This is a genomic window from Modestobacter versicolor, assembly GCF_041028285.1.
Classification (GTDB): Bacteria; Actinomycetota; Actinomycetes; order Mycobacteriales; family Geodermatophilaceae; genus Modestobacter; species Modestobacter versicolor_A.
This window is the reverse complement of record NZ_JABGDB010000001.1, coordinates 938,370-955,518: the sequence shown is the minus strand read 5'-3', so window position 1 is coordinate 955,518 and position 17,149 is coordinate 938,370. Positions and strand designations below refer to the sequence as shown.

Below are 17,149 nucleotides of genomic sequence, written 5' to 3'. Positions count from 1 at the left end.
TGGCTACAGCGCCAGGGCCTGGGCCCGGCGGGTGACCTCGGTGTGCCGGTCGTCGCGGAGCGCCTGGATCGGCGTGCCGGGCAGCGAGTCGTCGGCGCGGAAGAGCCACTCGAAGGCCTCCTCGTCGGTGAACCGGCCGTCGTACAGCACGGTGAGCAGCCCGGGCAGGTGCTTGAGGACCGCGCCGTCCTGCAGGAAGTCGGCCGGGATCCTGCTGTTGCCGCTGCCGGGGACCGCCATGAGCTTCCGCTCGGCGATGAGCTGGCGGACCTTGTTCGACGAGACGCCGAGCTGCTCGGCGACCTCCGCGGGGGTGAGCGTGTCCATAGGCTGTCAGCCTATGGCGAGCACCGGACCGGCGGCGACGCGGTCGGCGGACGGCCGGACCGGCGCCCGCCGCGGCGGGGCGCGCGGCCGGTCCCGGCGTGGCCCGGGACTGGCCACCACGGACACCCGGCGTCCACCTCGTCCGCCCCACCGGGCCCTCCTGGCCACTCCAGGCCCCCGGTGTCCAGACCGTGACCGCTTCCTCCGCGTCGTTGGGGCCGCCGGCCGCGATCCGCTCCTAGACTCGCCGACGTGGACACCGTCGTGACCGACCCCGTGGTCGGCCTCGTCCTCGAGGGGCGCTACCGCCTCGAGGAGCGCCTGGCGCGCGGCGGCATGTCCACCGTGTACGCGGCCACCGACCTGCGCCTGCACCGCACGGTGGCGGTCAAGGTGATGGCCGAGCACCTCGCCCACGACCCCGCGTTCGTCGACCGGTTCACCCGGGAGGCCCGGGCGACGGCGATGCTCAGCCACGTCAACGTGGTCTCGGTCAGCGACCAGGGCGCCGACCAGGGGCTGGTGTACCTGGTGATGGAGCTGGTCCGCGGCCGCACGCTGCGCGACCTGCTCCAGGCCCGCGGCCGGCTCACCGTCGGGGAGGCCTTCGCCGTCCTCGAGCCGGTGCTCGCCGGGCTCACCGCCGCCCACCGGGCCGGCATCGCGCACCGCGACGTCAAGCCGGAGAACGTGCTGATCTCGGTCGAGGGCCAGGTGAAGGTCGCCGACTTCGGGCTGGCCCGCGCGGTGGCCGGCACCGGGCAGACCAGCCACACCGGTGGCGTGCTCATCGGCACGGTCGCCTACCTCTCCCCCGAGCAGCTCGAGCGCGGGCGCAGCGACGCCCGCAGCGACGTCTACGCCGCCGGCGTGATGCTCTACGAGCTGCTCACCGGGCACCCGCCCTACGCCGGGGACAGCGCCCTGGCGGTGGCCTACCAGCACGTCCACCACGACGTCCCGGCCCCGTCGGCCGAGGTGCCGGGCGTGCCGTGGCAGGTCGACGAGCTGGTCGCCCGGACCACCCGCCGCGACCCGGGCGCCCGGCCGCTGGACGCCGGCGCCTTCCTGGCCGAGCTCACCGACCTGCGTGCCGACCTGGGCCTGGCCCGGGTGCCGGTGCCCACCGGGCGGCCCCCGGAGAACCCGACGCAGACCCTGCGGCCGACCAACCGGCCGACCACCCCGCGGCCGCGGCACCCCAGCGCCCCCGGCGGTGCGAGCCGGCACGACCCGCGCACCGAGGTGCTGGGCGGGGCCCGGGTCGACCGCGGCCGCGGCACCACCGTGCTCCCCGGCATGGGCTCCGGCCCGACCACGTCGGTGGGCTCGGCCCGCCCCGGCATCGCGCCCCGTCCGCCGGCGGCCCGCCCCGGCGTCCCGCCGCACATCCGCCGTCGCCGGGCCCGCTTCGCACTGGCGCTGGTGCTGCTGCTCGCCATCACGATCGGCGCCATCGGCTGGTGGCTGGGCTCCGGCCGCTGGGTCGACGTGCCGGAGCTGGTCAACCAGGACCAGGACACCGCGATCGGCATGCTGCAGGAGGCCGGCCTCGACCCGGTCCTGTCCGACGAGCAGTTCAGCGAGACGGTGGCCGCCGGCGTCGTCATCTCCGCCGACCCCGCCGCCGGCGAGGCGATCCGCGGCTCCGACGTCGAACTCGTGGTGTCCAAGGGCCCCGAGCGCTTCCAGGTCGACCCGGCGCTGACCGGGAAGTCGCTGGAGGAGGTGCAGGCCGCGCTGGCCGCGCTGCCGGTCGTGCCGGCCACCCGCGAGCAGTTCGACGACCAGCAGCCCCAGGGCGTGGTGCTGGGCTTCGAGCCCGGCGCCGGCACCGACCTCAAGCGCGACGAGACGGTCACCATCGTGGTCTCCGCCGGGCACTCGCCGGTCGACGTGCCCAACGTCGTGGGCCAGTCCCCGGAGGCGGCCGAGGACACCCTGGAGACCCTCGGCTTCGCCGTGCAGCGGGACTCCGGCCGCAGCGCCGAGGTGGCCACCGGGCAGGTGATGGCCGTCAGCCCCGGCCCCGGTGACGACGCCCAGCCCTACGGCAGCACGGTCACCATCACCGTCTCCGAGGGCCTGCCGAAGGTCGCCGTGCCGGACGTGACGGGCAAGAAGCGGGACGACGCGGTCAAGGCCCTGGAGGCCGCCGGGCTCAAGGCCCAGGTGCAGCAGTTCTTCGGCAACAACGTCCTCCGGCAGACGCCGTCGGCCGGCGAGCAGGTCGACCTCGGGTCGACGGTGACCATCCTCGTGACGTTCGGGTGACCTGCTCCTCGTGACCTCCACGCTCGTCGACCTGCCCGGCTCCGCGCTGCCCCCGATCGGGGCGCACGTCCAGATCAGGGGCGGCCTGGCCACCGGTGGGCTGGCTTACACCGACGCCGTCGGTGCCCGCGCGGTGCAGGTGTTCGTGGGCAACCCGCGCGGGTGGCGGCCCAGCGCGGGCGACCCGGCGCAGGACGCCGCCTTCACCGCCGGGTGCGCCGAGCGGGGCGTGCCGTCGTTCGTGCACGCGCCGTTCCTGGTCAACGTCGGCTCCCCCAGCGAGGCCACCGTCGAGCAGTCGGTGGCGACCGTCCGGCACAACCTGGCCCGCGGCCACCAGCTCGGCGTGCAGGGCGTCGTGGTGCACGCCGGGTCCGCGGTGGACGGGGACCGCTACGAGGCCGCGCTCCGCCAGCTGCACGAGCGGCTGCTCCCGGTGCTCGCGGAGCTCCCCGAGGGCGCGCCCCGGCTGCTGATCGAGCCGACCGCCGGCGGGGGCAGGTCGCTGGCCGCCACGGTGGAGGACCTCGGCCCCTACCTGGCCGCGCTCGAGCACCACCCCGCGGTCGGCGTCTGCTTCGACACCTGCCACGCCTGGGCCGCCGGGCACGACTTCTCGGTGCCCGGCGGGATGACCGCGACCCTCGACGCCCTGGTCGCCACGGTCGGCACCGGCCGGCTCGGGCTGGTGCACGCCAACGACTCGCTGGACGCCTGCGGGTCGACCCGCGACCGGCACACCACCATCGGCGCCGGGTCGATCGGCACGGCCCCGTTCGCGGAGCTGCTCGCCCACCCCGAGGTGGCCGGCGTGCCCGTGGTGGTCGAGACGCCGAGCGCCGACGACGGGCACGCCCGCGACATCGCCCTGCTGTCCGCCCTCCGCGACGGCGCGCTGCTGCCCACCTGACGGCGCGCCCGGGGGCCGAAACGCCGGTGCGGCAGCGATGGCAGGCGCCGGGCGCTTCCGTCGGCGGCCTCGCCGGGGTCCACTCGTCGGGGAGGTGCCGCACCCGGGGTGCGGCGGTACCCGGACCGAGGAGATCCGCCCGTGCACGTGCGACAGACCCTGGCCGTCACCGCCGTCGCCGTCCTGGCCGCGACCGGCATCGGCGCGACGCCCGGCACCGCCGCCGCGGCCCCGGCGGTCGCGACCTACGTCGTCACCCTGGCGCCCGGCTCGCCGGCGGCGGCCACCGCGGAGCTGGCCGCGGCCCGGCTGGGCGGGCGCGTCGAGCACGTCTACACCGCCGCCCTCACCGGCTTCGCCGTCACGCTGCCCACCACGGCCGCCGGGCAGCTGGCCGAGCTGCCCGGCGTGACGGCTGCCGAGCAGGACGCGCCGGTCGACCTCACCGGCACCCAGGTCTTCCCGCCGTGGGGCCTGGACCGGGTCGACCAGCGCGGCCTGCCGCTGGACGGGGCGTACGGCTACGGGGCCACCGGCGCGGGGGTGACCGCCTACGTCATCGACACCGGCATCCGGCTGGACCACGTCGACCTCGGCGGCCGGGTGGTCAGCGGCTACGACGCGGTCGACGGCGGCAGCGCCGACGACTGCAACGGCCACGGCACCCACGTGGCCGGCACGGTCGGCGGCACCGCGTACGGCGTGGCCAAGGACGTGCGGCTGGTCGCCGTCCGGGTGCTGGACTGCGCGGGCGGCGGGAGCAGCAGCGGGGTGATCGCCGGCATCGACTGGGTGACCGCCCACCACGCCGCCGGGTGGCCGGCGGTGGCCAACATGAGCCTGGGCGGCTGGGCCAGCGCCGCGCTCGACCAGGCCGTGCAGCGCTCCGTGGCCGACGGCGTGACCTACGCGGTGGCGGCCGGCAACGGGGACGCCGACGGGGTCCCGCAGGACGCCTGCGGGTCCTCCCCGGCGCGGGTGCCCGAGGTGCTGACCGTCGGTGCCACGGACAGCACCGACGCCCCGGCCCCGTTCAGCAACCACGGCGACTGCGTCGACCTCTTCGCCCCGGGCGTCGGCATCACCAGCGACTGGCACACCTCGCCGACGGCGACCGCGACGGCCAGCGGGACGTCGATGGCCGCGCCGCACGTGGCCGGGGTGGCTGCGCTGTACCTGCAGACCGAGCCCACGGCGACGCCGGCCGGGGTGGCCGCCGCGCTGCTCGCGGCGGCCACCCCGGACGCGGTGCCGACGACCGGCACGACGCACGACCACCTGCTGTTCAGCGGCTGGTGACCCGCGCCGTCCGCGGGGTCGCGGGCGGCCTGGTGCGACGAGGTGGTCCCGGCGGACGGGCCGTCAGACCAGCAGGCTGAGCAGCCAGGCGATGGCGAAGCCGACCACGCCGATCAGCGTCTCCATGACCGTCCAGGTCCGCAGCGTCGTCTTCACGTCCATCTCCAGGAACCGGCCGACCAGCCAGAACCCGGAGTCGTTGACGTGGGAGAGCACCGTGGCACCGCAGGCGATCGCGATCACCACGAGGGTGACGTCCAGCCGGGACAGGTCGGCGGCCTCGACGGCCGGGGCGATCAGCCCGGCGGTGGTCAGCAGCGCCACCGTGGCCGAGCCCTGGGCGACCCGCAGGCAGGTGGCGATCACGAAGGCGGCCAGGATCACCGGGAGGCCGATCGACTCGAGGCTGTCGGCCAGGGCCGTGCCGATGCCGCTGGCGCGCAGCACGCCACCGAACATGCCGCCGGCACCGGTGATCAGGATGATCGCGCAGACCGGGCCCAGCGAGTCGTTGAGCAGCGTCTCGGTCTCCGCCCGGGTGAACCGCTCCCGGGTCAGCACGACCATCGCCACCAGCACGGTGATCAGCAGCGCGACCGGGGTCTGGCCGAGCAGGGTGACCCACTGCAGCCAGCCGGCCTCCTCGTCGACCGCCCCCGCCGTGGCCAGCGTGGTGAAACCGGTGTTGAGCAGGATGAGCACCAGCGGGAGCAGCAGCAGGGCCAGCACCGTGCTGAACCGCGGCGGCGCCTTGCGGTCGACCGCCGTCGCCACGCCACCGGCGCCGCTGCCGTCCCCGTCCGGGGCCGTCGACCCGGCCACCCCCGCCGGCACCGGCACGTGGAACCGCTGACCGGCCCACTTGCCGTACAGGTAGGCCGCGACGTACCAGGTGGGCAGGCCCACGACGAGACCGGTCAGCACCAGCAGGCCGATGTCGGCACCGAGGATGTCACCGGCGCCGACCGGCCCGGGGTGCGGCGGCACGAAGGCGTGCATGACGGCGAAGGCGCCGGCGGCCGGCAGGGCGTAGGTGAGCACCGAGCCGCCGAAGCGCCGGGCGACGCTGAAGATGATCGGCAGGAAGACGACGAAGCCGGCGTCGAAGAAGATCGGGAACCCGAACAGCAGCGAGGCGACGCCCAGGGCCAGCGGCGCCCGGCGCTCACCGAAGCGGTTGATCAGGGTGTCCGCCAGGACCTGGGCTCCGCCGGTGACCTCCAGCAGCTTGCCGATCATGGCGCCCAGGCCGACCAGCAGCGCGACGCTGGCGAGCGTCGTCCCGAAGCCGGACAGCAGCGTGGTGACCACGTCCCCGACCGGGATCCGGGTGGCCAGCGCGGTCAGCAGGGAGACGAGCACCAGCGCCACGAAGGCGTGGACCCGGAACTTCATGATCAGGACGAGCAGCAGCCCGACCGCGGCCACCGCGATCAGCAGCAGCGGCGTGGTGCCCAGGGCGGGTTCGACTTCTGGCACGGGAGGACCCTTCGCGTCGACGGCGGCGCCGTCCCGTCGCGGTCGCGGCGAGGCCCTCACTCTGGCAGTCGTGATCATCGTCGCGCGACCGCCACGACGGGTCAGAGGTCGGCGAGGACCTTGCTGACGACGTCGGCGGCGCGCTCCACGCCGGCCCGGTCGACGTCCAGGTGGGTGACCATCCGGATCCGCCGGGGGCCCACCTGGCCGACCAGCACCCCCTGCGCCTTGGCCGCCTCGGCCACGGCCGGCGCCGGGACGTCGTCGACGACGACCATGTTGGTCTCCACCGACGCCGGGTCGGTCCCGAGCCGCTCGGCCAGCAGCCGGGCGTTCTCGTGGTCGTCGGCCAGCCGCTCGACGTGGTGGTCGAGGGCGTGCAGCCCGGCCGCGGCGAGCACGCCGACCTGCCGCATGCCCCCGCCGAGGCGCTTGCGCCACAGCCGGCCGGCGGCGATCCGCTCGGCGCTGGCGACCAGCACCGAGCCGATCGGCGCGCCCAGGCCCTTGGACAGGCAGACCGAGGCGGTGTCGGCCAGCCGGCCGTAGGTGGACAGCGGGACGCCGGAGGCCACGTGCGCGTTGAACACCCGCGCGCCGTCCAGGTGGACGGCGACCCCGGCCCCGCGGGACCAGTCGAACAGCCGCTGCAGCTCGGGCAGCGGCTGGACCAGCCCGCCACCGCGGTTGTGGGTGTTCTCCACCGCGATCGCCGCGGTGGCCGTCAGGTGCCAGTCCCCGTGCGGCCGTACCTGCTCGACCAGCTGGTCGGCCGACAGCCGGCCGCCGGCGGAGACGACCGTGCGGCTGGAGAGCCCGAACAGCGCGGCCGCGGCGCCCATCTCGTAGGTGAGCACGTGGCAGTCGGCGTCCCCGAGGACCTCCTGGCCGGGCTCGCACACCAGCCGCAGGCCGATCTGGTTGCCCATCGTCCCGGAGGGCACGAACAGCGCGGCCTCGTGACCGAACAGCTCGGCGACCCGCTCCTCGAGCGCGGTGACGGTCGGGTCCTCGCGGTAGACGTCGTCGCCCACCTCGGCCTCCGCCATCGCCCGGCGCATCGCCGGGGTCGGGCGGGTCAGGGTGTCCGAGCGGAGGTCGACGGCGCCGCTGTTGTCCGCCGGCCCGTCGGTGTCGATGCCGTACACGGGCTAGCCCCGCAGCATCTCGGTGACGAGGAACGCCAGCTCCAGCGACTGGCCGGTGTTCAGCCGGGGGTCGCAGGCGGTCTCGTACCGGCTGTTGAGGTCGTCGTCGCTGATCTCCTGGGCACCGCCCAGGCACTCGGTGACGTCCTCGCCGGTGAGCTCGACGTGGATCCCGCCCGGCCAGGTGCCCAGGGAGCGGTGCACGTCGAAGAAGCCGAGCACCTCGTCGACCACCCGGTCGAAGTGCCGGGTCTTGTAGCCGCTGGGCGACTCGTGGGTGTTGCCGTGCATCGGGTCGCACTGCCAGACGACCTGGTGGCCGCTGGCGGTGACCTTCTCCACGATGGCCGGCAGCACGTCGCGGATCTTCCCGTTGCCCATCCGGCTGATCAGGGTGAGCCGGCCGGGCAGGCCCTCGGGGTCCAGCCGCTCGACGAGCTCGGTGGCCTGCTCCGGGGTGGTGGTCGGGCCGATCTTCACCCCGATCGGGTTGGCCAGCTTCGAGACGAACTCGACGTGCGCGCCGTCCATCTGCCGGGTCCGCTCGCCGACCCAGACGAAGTGCGCGCTCAGCGCGTACGGGCGGCCCTCGTACATCCGCAGCAGGGCGCGCTCGTAGTCCAGGATCAGCGCCTCGTGGCTGCTGTAGAGCTCGACCCCGCGCAGCGCCTCGGAGTCGATGCCGCACGCCTTCATGAACGCCAGCGCGCGGTCGATCTCGCGGGCGATCACCTCGTACCGGACGCCGGCCGGCGAGGTGGAGACGAAGTCCTTGTTCCAGTCGTGCACCGCGTGCAGGTCGGCCAGGCCGCCGCGGGCGTAGGCCCGGATCATGTTCATCGCGGCGGCGGAGTTCGCGTAGGCGCGCACCAGCCGGCCCGGGTCGGGGATGCGCTCCTCCAGCACCGGGTTGAGCGAGTTCACCATGTCGCCGCGGTAGGACGGCAGACCCAGCGCGTCGATGTTCGAGCTGCGCGGCTTGGCGTACTGGCCGGCCACCCGGCCCACCTTGACCACGGGCACGCTCGCGCCGTAGGTCAGCACGACGGCCATCTGCAGCAGCGTGCGGGTGGTCGCCTGCAGGTGCGGCTCGGTGTTCAGGTCGAACGTCTCGGCGCAGTCACCGCCCTGGAGCAGGAACGCCCGGCCCTGCGCGACCTCGGCCAGCTGACGGCGCAGCGTGTCCACCTCGGCGGGCGCCACGATCGGCGGCACGGTCTTCAGCGTCGACAGCACGGCGTCCAGCGCGCCCCGGTCGGGCCACTCGGGCTGCTGGGCGGCGGGCAGGCTCCGCCACCGGTCCAGGTCGGGGACCACGTCAGCTGGCTCGGGGAGGCTCACACACCCAGGGTACGGCGGGCCCCGCATCACCCGAAGAAGACCTCCGCCTCCTCGTACCGCTCCAGCGGCACCAGCTTGAGCCGGGCGATCGCCTCGGCCAGCGGCACCTGCACGATGTCGGTGCCGCGCAGCGCGACCATCACGTCCGAGGCCCCCGCGTGCGCCGCGCGCACCGCGGCCAGCCCGAAGCGGGTGGCCAGCACCCGGTCGAAGGGGGTCGGGGTGCCGCCGCGCTGGACGTGCCCGAGCACCACCGCCCGGGACTCCCGCCCGGTGCGCTGCTCGATCTCGCGGGCCAGCGCCTCGCCGATCCCACCGAGCCGTTCGTGCCCGAAGGCGTCCCGCTGGCCGGTGGTGGTGGTCAGGTGCCCGTCGGCCGGGACGGCGCCCTCGGAGACCACGACGATCGGGCTGAACCCGGAGGCGAAGCGGTGCTCGCAGTGCGCCACCACCGCGTCGGTGTCGAACGGCCGCTCGGGCACCAGCACCACGGTGGCCCCGCCGGACATCCCGGCGTGCAGCGCGATCCAGCCGGCGTGCCGGCCCATCACCTCCACCACCAGCGCCCGGTGGTGGCTGTCCCCCGTGGTGTGCAGCCGGTCGATGGCCTCCGACGCGACCCCGACGGCGGTGTCGAACCCGAAGGTGTAGTCGGTCGCCTCCAGGTCGTTGTCGATGGTCTTGGGCACCCCGACGCAGCGCAGCCCGGTACTGGCCAGCCGGTGGGCGACGCCCAGGGTGTCCTCGCCGCCGACCGGCACCAGCACGTCCAGGCCCAGCCGCGCGCAGGTGGCCTGCACCCGCTCGGGGCCGCCGTCCACGGCGTACGGGTTGGTCCGGGACGTGCCCAGCACCGTGCCCCCGCGCGGCAGCAGGCCACGGGTGGCGGCGAGGTCCAGCGGCACCGTGTCGCCGTCCATCGCGCCGCGCCAGCCGTCCCGGAACCCGACCACCTCGTCGCCGTGCTGGATGCCGGACCGGACCACGGCGCGGATCACCGCGTTGAGCCCGGGGCAGTCGCCGCCACCGGTCAGGATGCCGATGCGCACGTACGCCTCCGAGGGCCCGTGGTGCGGGATGGGAGGCCGATGATGCCGCACCCCGCGGCCGGGCGGCAGGGGCCGACGGCCAGAGCTCAGCTGCCGGCGGCCTGCTGCATGACGTGCCAGCGGGCCAGGTTGTACCGCGCGTCGACCAGCGCGTCGTGGGTGCCGGCGGGCTTGGCGGGGAACTCCGGCCGGCCCACGTCGTCCCAGCGCTGCCGCAGCTCGCGGGTGAAGCGCGGGATCGACCGGGGCAGCGCGGGCATCGCACCCCACAGCTGGGCGAGCGCGACGTGGTCGTAGGCGGCGAACCAGGCCCACAGCTCGACCTCCTCGCCCGGTGCGGTGAGGAAGGACAGCAGGTCCTCCCGGATCCGCTGCCGGCTGCGCCAGGCCCGGTCGGCCGGCGGGGGCAGCTGGTCGAGGACGTTGCGGCGGACCCACGGGATCGCCCGGTCGGGGTCGAACTCGGTGCTCACGGCGTAGAACTCGCGGCCGCTCTCGTCGACCACGCCGATCGACACCAGGTCGATGGTGGTGCCGTCCTCGATGAACTCGGTGTCGTAGAAGTACCGCCGCACGCTCACGCCGACACCGTAGGCGTCACCGCGACAGCCTCCACCTCGACCAGCTGGTCGGCGTACCCCAGGACGGTGACGCCGAGCAGGGTGCTGGGGGCGTCGTGGTCGCCGAACGCGGCCCGGACGACGTCCCAGGCGGCCACCAGGTCGGCCCGGTCGGCGGAGGCGACGTACACCGTCGTCCGCACCACGTCGGGCAGCCCGGCCCCGGCCGCCGCCAGCGCGGTGACCAGGTTGGCCACCACCTGGCGGGCCTGGCCGGCGACGTCCCCGACCGCCACGACGACCCCGTCGCCGTCCAGCGGGCAGGCACCGGCGGTGTACACGGTGCGGCCGGGCGCGACGACCGCGGCGTGGGCGTAGGGCGCGGCGGCCAGGGCGGCGGGGCGGACGAGCTCGATGGCGTCGGACACCGCGTCATGGTGCGGCAACCTGCTCGCCAGGGCCGCGCCGGCCTGCGAGCATCTCCGCCCGTGCCCGTCGACCACACCCTCGCCCGGGTGACGGCCGACCTCACCGAGGGGCGGACGTCGCGGGCCCGGCAGCGGCTGCGCGGCCTGGTCGAGGCGTTCCCGGAGCGGCTCGACCTGCGCGACCGGCTCGCCGAGACCTACCGGTGGACCGGCGACCCGGCACAGGCCGGCCGCTGGGCGTACCTGGGCGGGTCCGCCGCGCCGGCCGAGGTCACGGCGTTCGAGGCCCTCTACCCGCACCCCGACCGGCGGCTGACGGCGCTGCGCTGGCCCGGCGGGGAGCCCGCCGACCCGGTCGGGCGGCAGCGGCTGCACGACCTGCGGGTGCACTCCGCTGCCCTCGCTGACGGGTCCGCGGTCTGGTCGGGACCCGAGCCTCGCGTCGTCCCGGCGCCGACGTCCGCCTCCGACGTGTTCGCGACCGTCGGCTGCCTCGCGCTCGTCGGGCTGGCACTGGTGCTGATGGTCCTCGGCGCGGGGGTCGTCGTCCGGGCGCTGGCCGGCTGACCGTCAGACCGGCGTGACCGGCGCTCGGTCGGCGGACCCGTGCACCGACTCCGCGGTCACCTCGCGCCGGCGGTCCAGCCAGCGCATCACCGGGGTGGCGGTCACGCCGTGCAGCACCACCGAGGCGAGGACGGCCAGGATCGTCACCCGCCAGATCTGCTCGGCGCCGGCGAACTCGGCCTCGCCGGTCGCGTAGGCGACGTAGTAGAGCGACCCGATGCCGCGGACCCCGAAGAAGGAGATGACCGCCCGTTCCCGGGGGCCCGTCGCCCCACCGGCGAGGCCGAGCCAGCCGGTCACCGGCCGGACGACCAGCAGCACGAGGCCGACCAGCAGCCCCTCGGCCCAGGTGACGTCGGCCAGCGCCCCGCGGGCGACGGCTCCACCGAGCAGCACCAGCACGAGCACGGTGAGCAGCCGCTCCAGCTGCTCGACGTAGGTGTGCAGTACCTGGTGCTGGCCGTGCGACCGCTCGCCGGCCCGGATCGTGCAGGCGCAGACGAACACCGCGATGAAGCCGTAGCCGTTGGCCAGCTCGGCGGCGCCGTAGGCCAGGAACACCGAGGCCAGCGCCACGAAGCCACCGGCGCGGTCGGCCAGTCCGGCCTTGCGGGACCGGCCGGAGAAGAACAGCAGCCGCAGCATCCAACCGACCGCGATGCCGATGGCCACCCCCGCCGCGATCTTCCACAGCACGTCGACGGCCAGCCAGCCGCCCAGCCAGCGCGACGGCGCCGCGCCCAGGGTGGCCATCGCGATCGCGGCGTAGGTGAAGGGGAAGGCCAGCCCGTCGTTCAGCCCGGCCTCCGAGGTCAGCGCGAAGCGCGCCTCGTCCTCGCTCTCGGTGTCGTCGCTGGGCTCCCCGACCTGCACCTCGGAGGCCAGCACCGGGTCGGTCGGGGACAGGACGGCGGCGAGCAGGACGGCGGCGGCCGCCCCGAGCCCGATCAGCCAGCCGCCGAGCAGGGCGGTGACCACGATGCTCACCGGCATGGTGATGGCCAGCAGTCGCCACGTGGAGGCCCAGCGCCGCCAGCCGACCGGTCGGTCGAGGGCCAGCCCCGCGCCGAGCAAGGAGACGATGACGCAGACCTCGGTGAGGTGCAGCGTCACCGTCTCGTGCGCCATGGGATCGGGGGTCGGCAGGCCCTGGGCGAGGGAGAACACGACGATGCCGATGGCCACCACGATCATCGGCTCGGACACCGGCGCACGGCGCAGCAGCCGCGGCAGGAGGGCAGCCAGCAGGGCGGCCCACCCGGCCAGGAAGTAGGTCAGTCCGACGGCGTCCACCGGGTCAGCTCGCTGACCGGTACGGCCGGTGGTGTGCGATCAGGTGGCGGGGCACGGTGCTCTCTGCCCACTGGTCGCGTCCCGGACACCTCTTCCCTGGGTGTCGTGTGCGACGCACCGGTCGCGCATACCGACCACTCCCCCAGCGACCACGGCTGGACGGCGCGTCGATGGCCCGGCCCTGCGGGCCGCAATCGCCGGGTGGCACGGCGGTCGACTGCCACAGCGGAGTCCCGCTGGGTCGGCCACACCAGCAGCGGCCGGTCGAGCCCCGTGGACGCTCGCAGCGCGACCGCGCTCCGTCCCACGATCCCCGTGGCCGTCGTCCACGTGCCCCGGCCGCGACACCGAGGTCCTCCGGCAAGGGCCGTCGCTCGCCCTGCCCAGGACTCGTCCACAGATGCCGTTCGCTCTGGTCCAGGGCGCGGTGAGCCGGTATGATCGAACACGTGTTCGATGGCGCGACGACCTCTGCGGTCCTGGACGACGAGTGGCTGCAGGGCGCCCTCGACGAGCTGAACGAGCGGTGGCGGGCAGCGGCGGGCGCGCCGTCCCCCGGGCCCGGTCAGCGGCTCGCCGCGCAGTTGGAGGCCGGGGCCCTTCACCTGTCCGAAATCCGCTCGGCCCAGGCGGTCATCGGCGCGCAGGAGGCACGCCGGGCACGCGCGATCGCTGCCTTCTGCCGGTGCCGCCCCGCCTCCCTCGACCGGCCTGCGTCCGAGATCGGCGCGGCCGCGGCAGCAACGCGGGCCGCACGGCCGTCGGCGCTCACCACGGTGAGCGAGTGGGCCGTCGACGAGGTCGCCGTGGCGCTGTCGCTCGGCGAGTCCGGTGCCAGCCGGCTGGTCGTCCAGTCGCTGCACCTGGTCGAGCGGCTGCCCGGCACCCTGCGCGCCCTGGAGACGGGCCGGCTCAGCTGGGAGCACGCCCGGGTGATGTCCGAGGTGGTCGCCCCGCTCGACGACGACCTCCGCGGCCAGGCCGAGGACCGCCTGCTCGCCCGGCTGGGCAGCAAGACCCCGACCCAGCTGCGCGCCGCGGCGCACCGGGTCGTCGCCCGGCTGGACGCGGAGGCCGTCCTCCGGCGCATCCGCGAGGCGGTCCTCGAGCGGCGGGTGGGCATCTACCCCACGGGCGACGGCATGGGCTCGCTGTGCGCGTCCGGGCTCCCGATGCCGGTGCTCCGCGCGGTGGAGGACGCGCTGCGCCAGTACGCCGACGCCGCCGCTGTCCCGGGCGACGAACGGACCCGCGCCCAGCGGATGGCCGACTGCCTGGTCGACCTCGTGCTGCGGCCGGGCGAGCACGGGCTGGCGCCGGTGCAGGCGCAGCTCACCGTGGTGGCGACGCCGGGCACCCTCGACGGGACCGACGACGAGCCCGGGGAGGTCAACGGCGACCTGGTGCCCGCGGGGATGGTCCGCCGCCTGGCGGAGACGCTGGGAGTGCTGCACCCCGACGACGCAGTTCCCGACGACGCGGTCCCCGACGACGCAGTGGACGCGCGACCGCGCCTGGCCCACCTCTGGGGCGACCGCTCGTCGGCCGGCACGGCCTCAGCCCGCCGACCGGACGTCGCCGTGGTCGACGAGCTGACCGGTCAGCTGCTGGCCCTCACCGACGCGGCGGGCCTGCGGGCGGGGCGGCCGCTGGGACCGCCACCACCGACGACCGGCTACGCCCCCACCGCCGCACTGCGCCGCTTCGTCGGCCTGCGCGACCGCCGGTGCCGGTTCCCGGGGTGCCGCCGGCGACCCTCCGGATGCGACCTCCACCACCGCACGTCATGGCCGGCCGGGCCGACGGCGCACGACAACCTGTGCAGCCTCTGCCGGCACCACCACCGGCTGGTCCACCAGGCACCGGGCTGGCGGTTGCGCGGCCTCGACGACGGCTCGCTCGAGTGGCGGACGCCGACGGGTCAGGTGCTGGTCACCCACCCACCCCGGTTCGGCGCCGACGACGACCTGCCCCCACCGGCGGCACCCGACCCACCGCCGTTCTGACGACTGACCGGCTCAGCCGGGCACGGGTCGGCCGGCCGCGTAGGGGTCAGCCGGTGACGGGGTCAGCCGGTGACCAGGTCACCGGGTCAACCGGTGACCGCGTCAGCCGGCGAGCGAGCTCGGCAGCCGGTCGGCCGCCTCGTGCGGCGGCGGCTGCAGCGTGCTGACGGCCTCGGTGGCGGTGACGCCCGTGGTGTCCATCGACTTCTTCACCTTGGCGCCGTACAGGTCGACGTACTCCTGACCCGACAGGTCCATGATCTCGTACATGACCTCGTCGGTGATCGACCGCTCGACGAAGCGGTCACCGGAGAGGCCGGCGTACCGGGAGAAGTCCAGCGGCTTCCCGAAGCGCACCACGACCCGCACCATGTTCTTGCTCAGCCGCCGGCCGAGCTTCCCCGGCAGCGGCACCTTGCGGGGCTCGTAGAGCATCGCGACCGGGACGACGGGCGCACCGGTCTCCAGCGTCATCCGGGCGATGCCGGTCTTGCCGCGGAACAGCCGCCCGTCCGGGGACCGGGTGCCCTCCGGGTAGATGCCCAGCAGCTTGCCCTCGCTGAGGATCCGGATGCCGGTGCGGATCGCGTCCTCGGCCGCGGAGGCGTTGGTGCGGTCGATCGGCACCTGCCCGCTGCCGCCGAAGAACACCCGCTGCGCGAAGCCCTTGGGCCCGGACCCGGTGAAGTACTCCGCCTTCGCCAGGAACGTCACCCGGCGCCGCAGCGACAGCGGCATGAAGACCCAGTCGGCCGCGGACAGGTGGTTGCTGGCGATGATCGCCGCACCCGTCGTCGGCACGTGCTCGACACCCTCGGCCCGAGGTCGGAACACGAGCTTGGCGATCGGCCCGACGGCCACGAACTTGAGGAACCAGTAGAACAACGCGCCTCCCTCAGCGACTGTCAGACTAGGGACGCGCACCACACCCCGACAATCGGGACCGCGGGCGCCGTCCGTCCCGCCCCATGGCCCCCACACCCGCACCCCGGAGGACCGATGTCGCAGGCCGCACCGGTGATGCCCGGCGCCGAGCCCTTCGACCTGCCCGGCGGCCCGGTCGGCGTCCTGCTCTGCCACGGTTTCACCGGCACGCCGCAGGGCCTGCGCGACTGGGGCGAGCACCTCGCCGCGGCCGGCTTCACCGTCCGCTGCCCCCTCCTCCCCGGCCACGGCACCCGCTGGCAGGACGCCAACCGCAGCACCGAGGACGACTGGTACGCCGCGCTCTCCACCGCGCTCGACGACCTGGCCGGCCGCTGCACCGCCGTCGTCGTCGCCGGGCTGTCCATGGGCGGCACCCTCGCCCTGCGGCTGGCCGAGCGCCGTCCCGACGACGTCGCCGCCCTGGTGCTGGTCAACCCCTCGCTGCTCACCGAGCGCCGCGACGCCAAGCTGCTGCCGTTGATCGCGCGGCTCACCCCCGCCTGGCCCCCGGTCGGCAGCGACATCAAGAAGTCCGGCCCGACCGAGCTGGCCTACCCCCGGCTGCCCACCCGCGCGGCCGTGGCGCTGCGCCGGCTGTGGGCCGCCGTCCGGGCCGACCTGGGCCTGGTCCGGGCGCCGCTGCTGGTGTTCCGCAGCGTCACCGACCACGTGGTCGAGGCCGCCTCCACCCGGCTGCTGCTCGCCGAGGTCGGCAGCAGCGACACCACCGAGGTCCTGCTGCACGACAGCTTCCACGTGGCCACCCTGGACAACGACGCCCCGATGATCTTCGCGCGCTCCGTCGAGTGGATCCGCGAGCGCGTCCCGGCGGCGGCAGCGGGGACGCCGTGACCCTCCCCCGCCGCGGGCGCGGCCGCCGCGACAACGGCTTGGACGCCGCCCTCTGGTCCCCTGTCCGGGACGTCGACCCGCGGGTCGGCGAGCACCTGCTCGACCTGCTGCAGGCCGCCGGCATCGCCGCCTACCTCGAGCCCACCACCGACGTCGACGCCTACACCCGCACCGTCTCGCTGCCGAGCCCGCCGAGCGACCGGCTCTACGTCGACCGCGCCCGCCGCCTGGAGGCCGACGCCCTGGTCGACCAGCACGTCGACGTGCACCCCGTCGTCCCCTCACCGGCCGCCCGGGCCGACCGGGCCGACGTCGACGCGGACGCCGAGTTCGCCCGGATCGTCGCCGCCTTCGAGGCCGAGCACGGCCGCACCGCCGTCACCGAGGAGCCCCGCGACGACCCGCCGCCGCCCCCGGCCGAGCCGTCGGTGCTGGACGCCCCCGAGGAGCACTACGAGCCACCGCCGCCCCCGCCGCTGCCGGTGCTCGCCCCCGCCACGCTCTACGCGCTGCTGCTGCTGGTCGTCGGGGTGCTGCTGGTCTTCCGGCCCAGCACCGTCGGGCTGACCGGCGACGTGGGGCTGGTGCTGGGCGTCGCCGCGGTGGCCGGCGCCGTCGCCGTGCTGGTGTCCCGGATGCGGGAGCGTTCGATCGACGACGGTGACGACGGCGCGGTCGTCTGACCGATA

16 protein-coding genes are annotated in these 17,149 nt (G+C 75.2%); 7 read left to right on the top strand and 9 right to left on the bottom strand.

Going from position 1 to position 17,149, the window contains the following annotated elements; translation table 11 throughout:
- Positions 1-3 precede the first annotated feature (3 nt).
- Positions 4-327 (bottom strand): Rv2175c family DNA-binding protein, encoded by a 324-nt coding sequence (locus tag HL054_RS04810; protein ID WP_369137646.1) that lies wholly within the window; start codon positions 325-327, stop codon positions 4-6.
- A 252-nt stretch (positions 328-579) separates the two neighbouring features.
- Between HL054_RS04810 and pknB the strand changes: the two genes are divergently transcribed.
- The 3 genes from pknB to HL054_RS04795 all read left to right on the top strand — a co-directional run bounded on the left by pknB (position 580) and on the right by HL054_RS04795 (position 4,810).
- Positions 580-2,601, top strand: coding sequence for a Stk1 family PASTA domain-containing Ser/Thr kinase (gene pknB, locus HL054_RS04805; RefSeq protein WP_369137645.1), 2,022 nt, complete (start codon positions 580-582; stop codon positions 2,599-2,601).
- Positions 2,602-2,611: 10 nt separating this feature from the next.
- Entirely contained in the window at positions 2,612-3,511 is a 900-nt protein-coding gene (locus HL054_RS04800; protein WP_369137644.1) for a deoxyribonuclease IV, read from the top strand.
- 141 nt (positions 3,512-3,652) lie between these two features.
- Positions 3,653-4,810 carry a S8 family peptidase gene (locus HL054_RS04795; RefSeq protein ID WP_369137642.1) on the top strand — a complete coding sequence of 386 codons (1,158 nt, stop codon included), beginning with the start codon at positions 3,653-3,655 and terminating at the stop codon, positions 4,808-4,810.
- A gap of 63 nt (positions 4,811-4,873) precedes the next feature.
- Here the strand turns inward: HL054_RS04795 and HL054_RS04790 are convergent, their stop codons facing one another.
- The 6 genes from HL054_RS04790 to HL054_RS04765 all read right to left on the bottom strand — a co-directional run bounded on the left by HL054_RS04790 (position 4,874) and on the right by HL054_RS04765 (position 10,815).
- A complete protein-coding gene (locus HL054_RS04790) occupies positions 4,874-6,289 on the bottom strand; it encodes a GntP family permease (protein WP_369137640.1) in 1,416 nt (471 codons plus the stop codon).
- 101 nt (positions 6,290-6,390) lie between these two features.
- Entirely contained in the window at positions 6,391-7,437 is a 1,047-nt protein-coding gene (locus HL054_RS04785; RefSeq protein WP_369137639.1) for a threonine aldolase family protein, read from the bottom strand.
- A gap of 3 nt (positions 7,438-7,440) precedes the next feature.
- Entirely contained in the window at positions 7,441-8,778 is a 1,338-nt protein-coding gene (locus HL054_RS04780; RefSeq protein WP_369137638.1) for a class II 3-deoxy-7-phosphoheptulonate synthase, read from the bottom strand.
- Between the two features lie 26 nt (positions 8,779-8,804).
- On the bottom strand, positions 8,805-9,827 hold the full coding sequence (locus HL054_RS04775) for a 6-phosphofructokinase (RefSeq protein WP_369137637.1): 1,023 nt from the start codon (positions 9,825-9,827) through the stop codon (positions 8,805-8,807).
- Positions 9,828-9,913: 86 nt separating this feature from the next.
- A complete protein-coding gene (locus HL054_RS04770) occupies positions 9,914-10,408 on the bottom strand; it encodes a polyadenylate-specific 3'-exoribonuclease AS (RefSeq protein ID WP_369137636.1) in 495 nt (164 codons plus the stop codon).
- Positions 10,405-10,815, bottom strand: a complete 411-nt coding sequence (locus tag HL054_RS04765; RefSeq protein WP_369137635.1) for a RidA family protein — start codon at positions 10,813-10,815, stop codon at positions 10,405-10,407. Before HL054_RS04765 ends, HL054_RS04770 begins: the two co-directional genes overlap by 4 nt.
- A 60-nt stretch (positions 10,816-10,875) precedes the next feature.
- On the opposite strand from HL054_RS04765, the gene HL054_RS04760 reads away from it, so the two are divergent.
- Entirely contained in the window at positions 10,876-11,382 is a 507-nt protein-coding gene (locus HL054_RS04760) for a DUF6584 family protein (RefSeq protein WP_369137634.1), read from the top strand.
- A 3-nt stretch (positions 11,383-11,385) separates the two neighbouring features.
- On the opposite strand, the gene HL054_RS04755 is transcribed toward HL054_RS04760, so the two are convergent.
- On the bottom strand, positions 11,386-12,675 hold the full coding sequence (locus HL054_RS04755; protein ID WP_369137633.1) for a cation:proton antiporter: 1,290 nt from the start codon (positions 12,673-12,675) through the stop codon (positions 11,386-11,388).
- 449 nt (positions 12,676-13,124) lie between these two features.
- On the opposite strand from HL054_RS04755, the gene HL054_RS04750 reads away from it, so the two are divergent.
- On the top strand, positions 13,125-14,681 hold the full coding sequence (locus HL054_RS04750; protein ID WP_369137631.1) for an HNH endonuclease signature motif containing protein: 1,557 nt from the start codon (positions 13,125-13,127) through the stop codon (positions 14,679-14,681).
- 102 nt (positions 14,682-14,783) lie between these two features.
- Here the strand turns inward: HL054_RS04750 and HL054_RS04745 are convergent, their stop codons facing one another.
- On the bottom strand, positions 14,784-15,566 hold the full coding sequence (locus HL054_RS04745; RefSeq protein WP_369137630.1) for a lysophospholipid acyltransferase family protein: 783 nt from the start codon (positions 15,564-15,566) through the stop codon (positions 14,784-14,786).
- A gap of 114 nt (positions 15,567-15,680) precedes the next feature.
- Here HL054_RS04745 and HL054_RS04740 point away from each other — a divergent pair, with 114 nt between their 5' ends.
- The gene (locus HL054_RS04740) at positions 15,681-16,460 is read left to right on the top strand and encodes an alpha/beta hydrolase (protein WP_369137629.1); all 780 of its coding nucleotides are present in this window, start codon (positions 15,681-15,683) and stop codon (positions 16,458-16,460) included.
- A complete protein-coding gene (locus HL054_RS04735; protein WP_369137627.1) occupies positions 16,457-17,143 on the top strand; it encodes a hypothetical protein in 687 nt (228 codons plus the stop codon). The genes HL054_RS04740 and HL054_RS04735 overlap by 4 nt, the downstream gene beginning before the upstream one ends.
- Positions 17,144-17,149 lie beyond the last annotated feature (6 nt).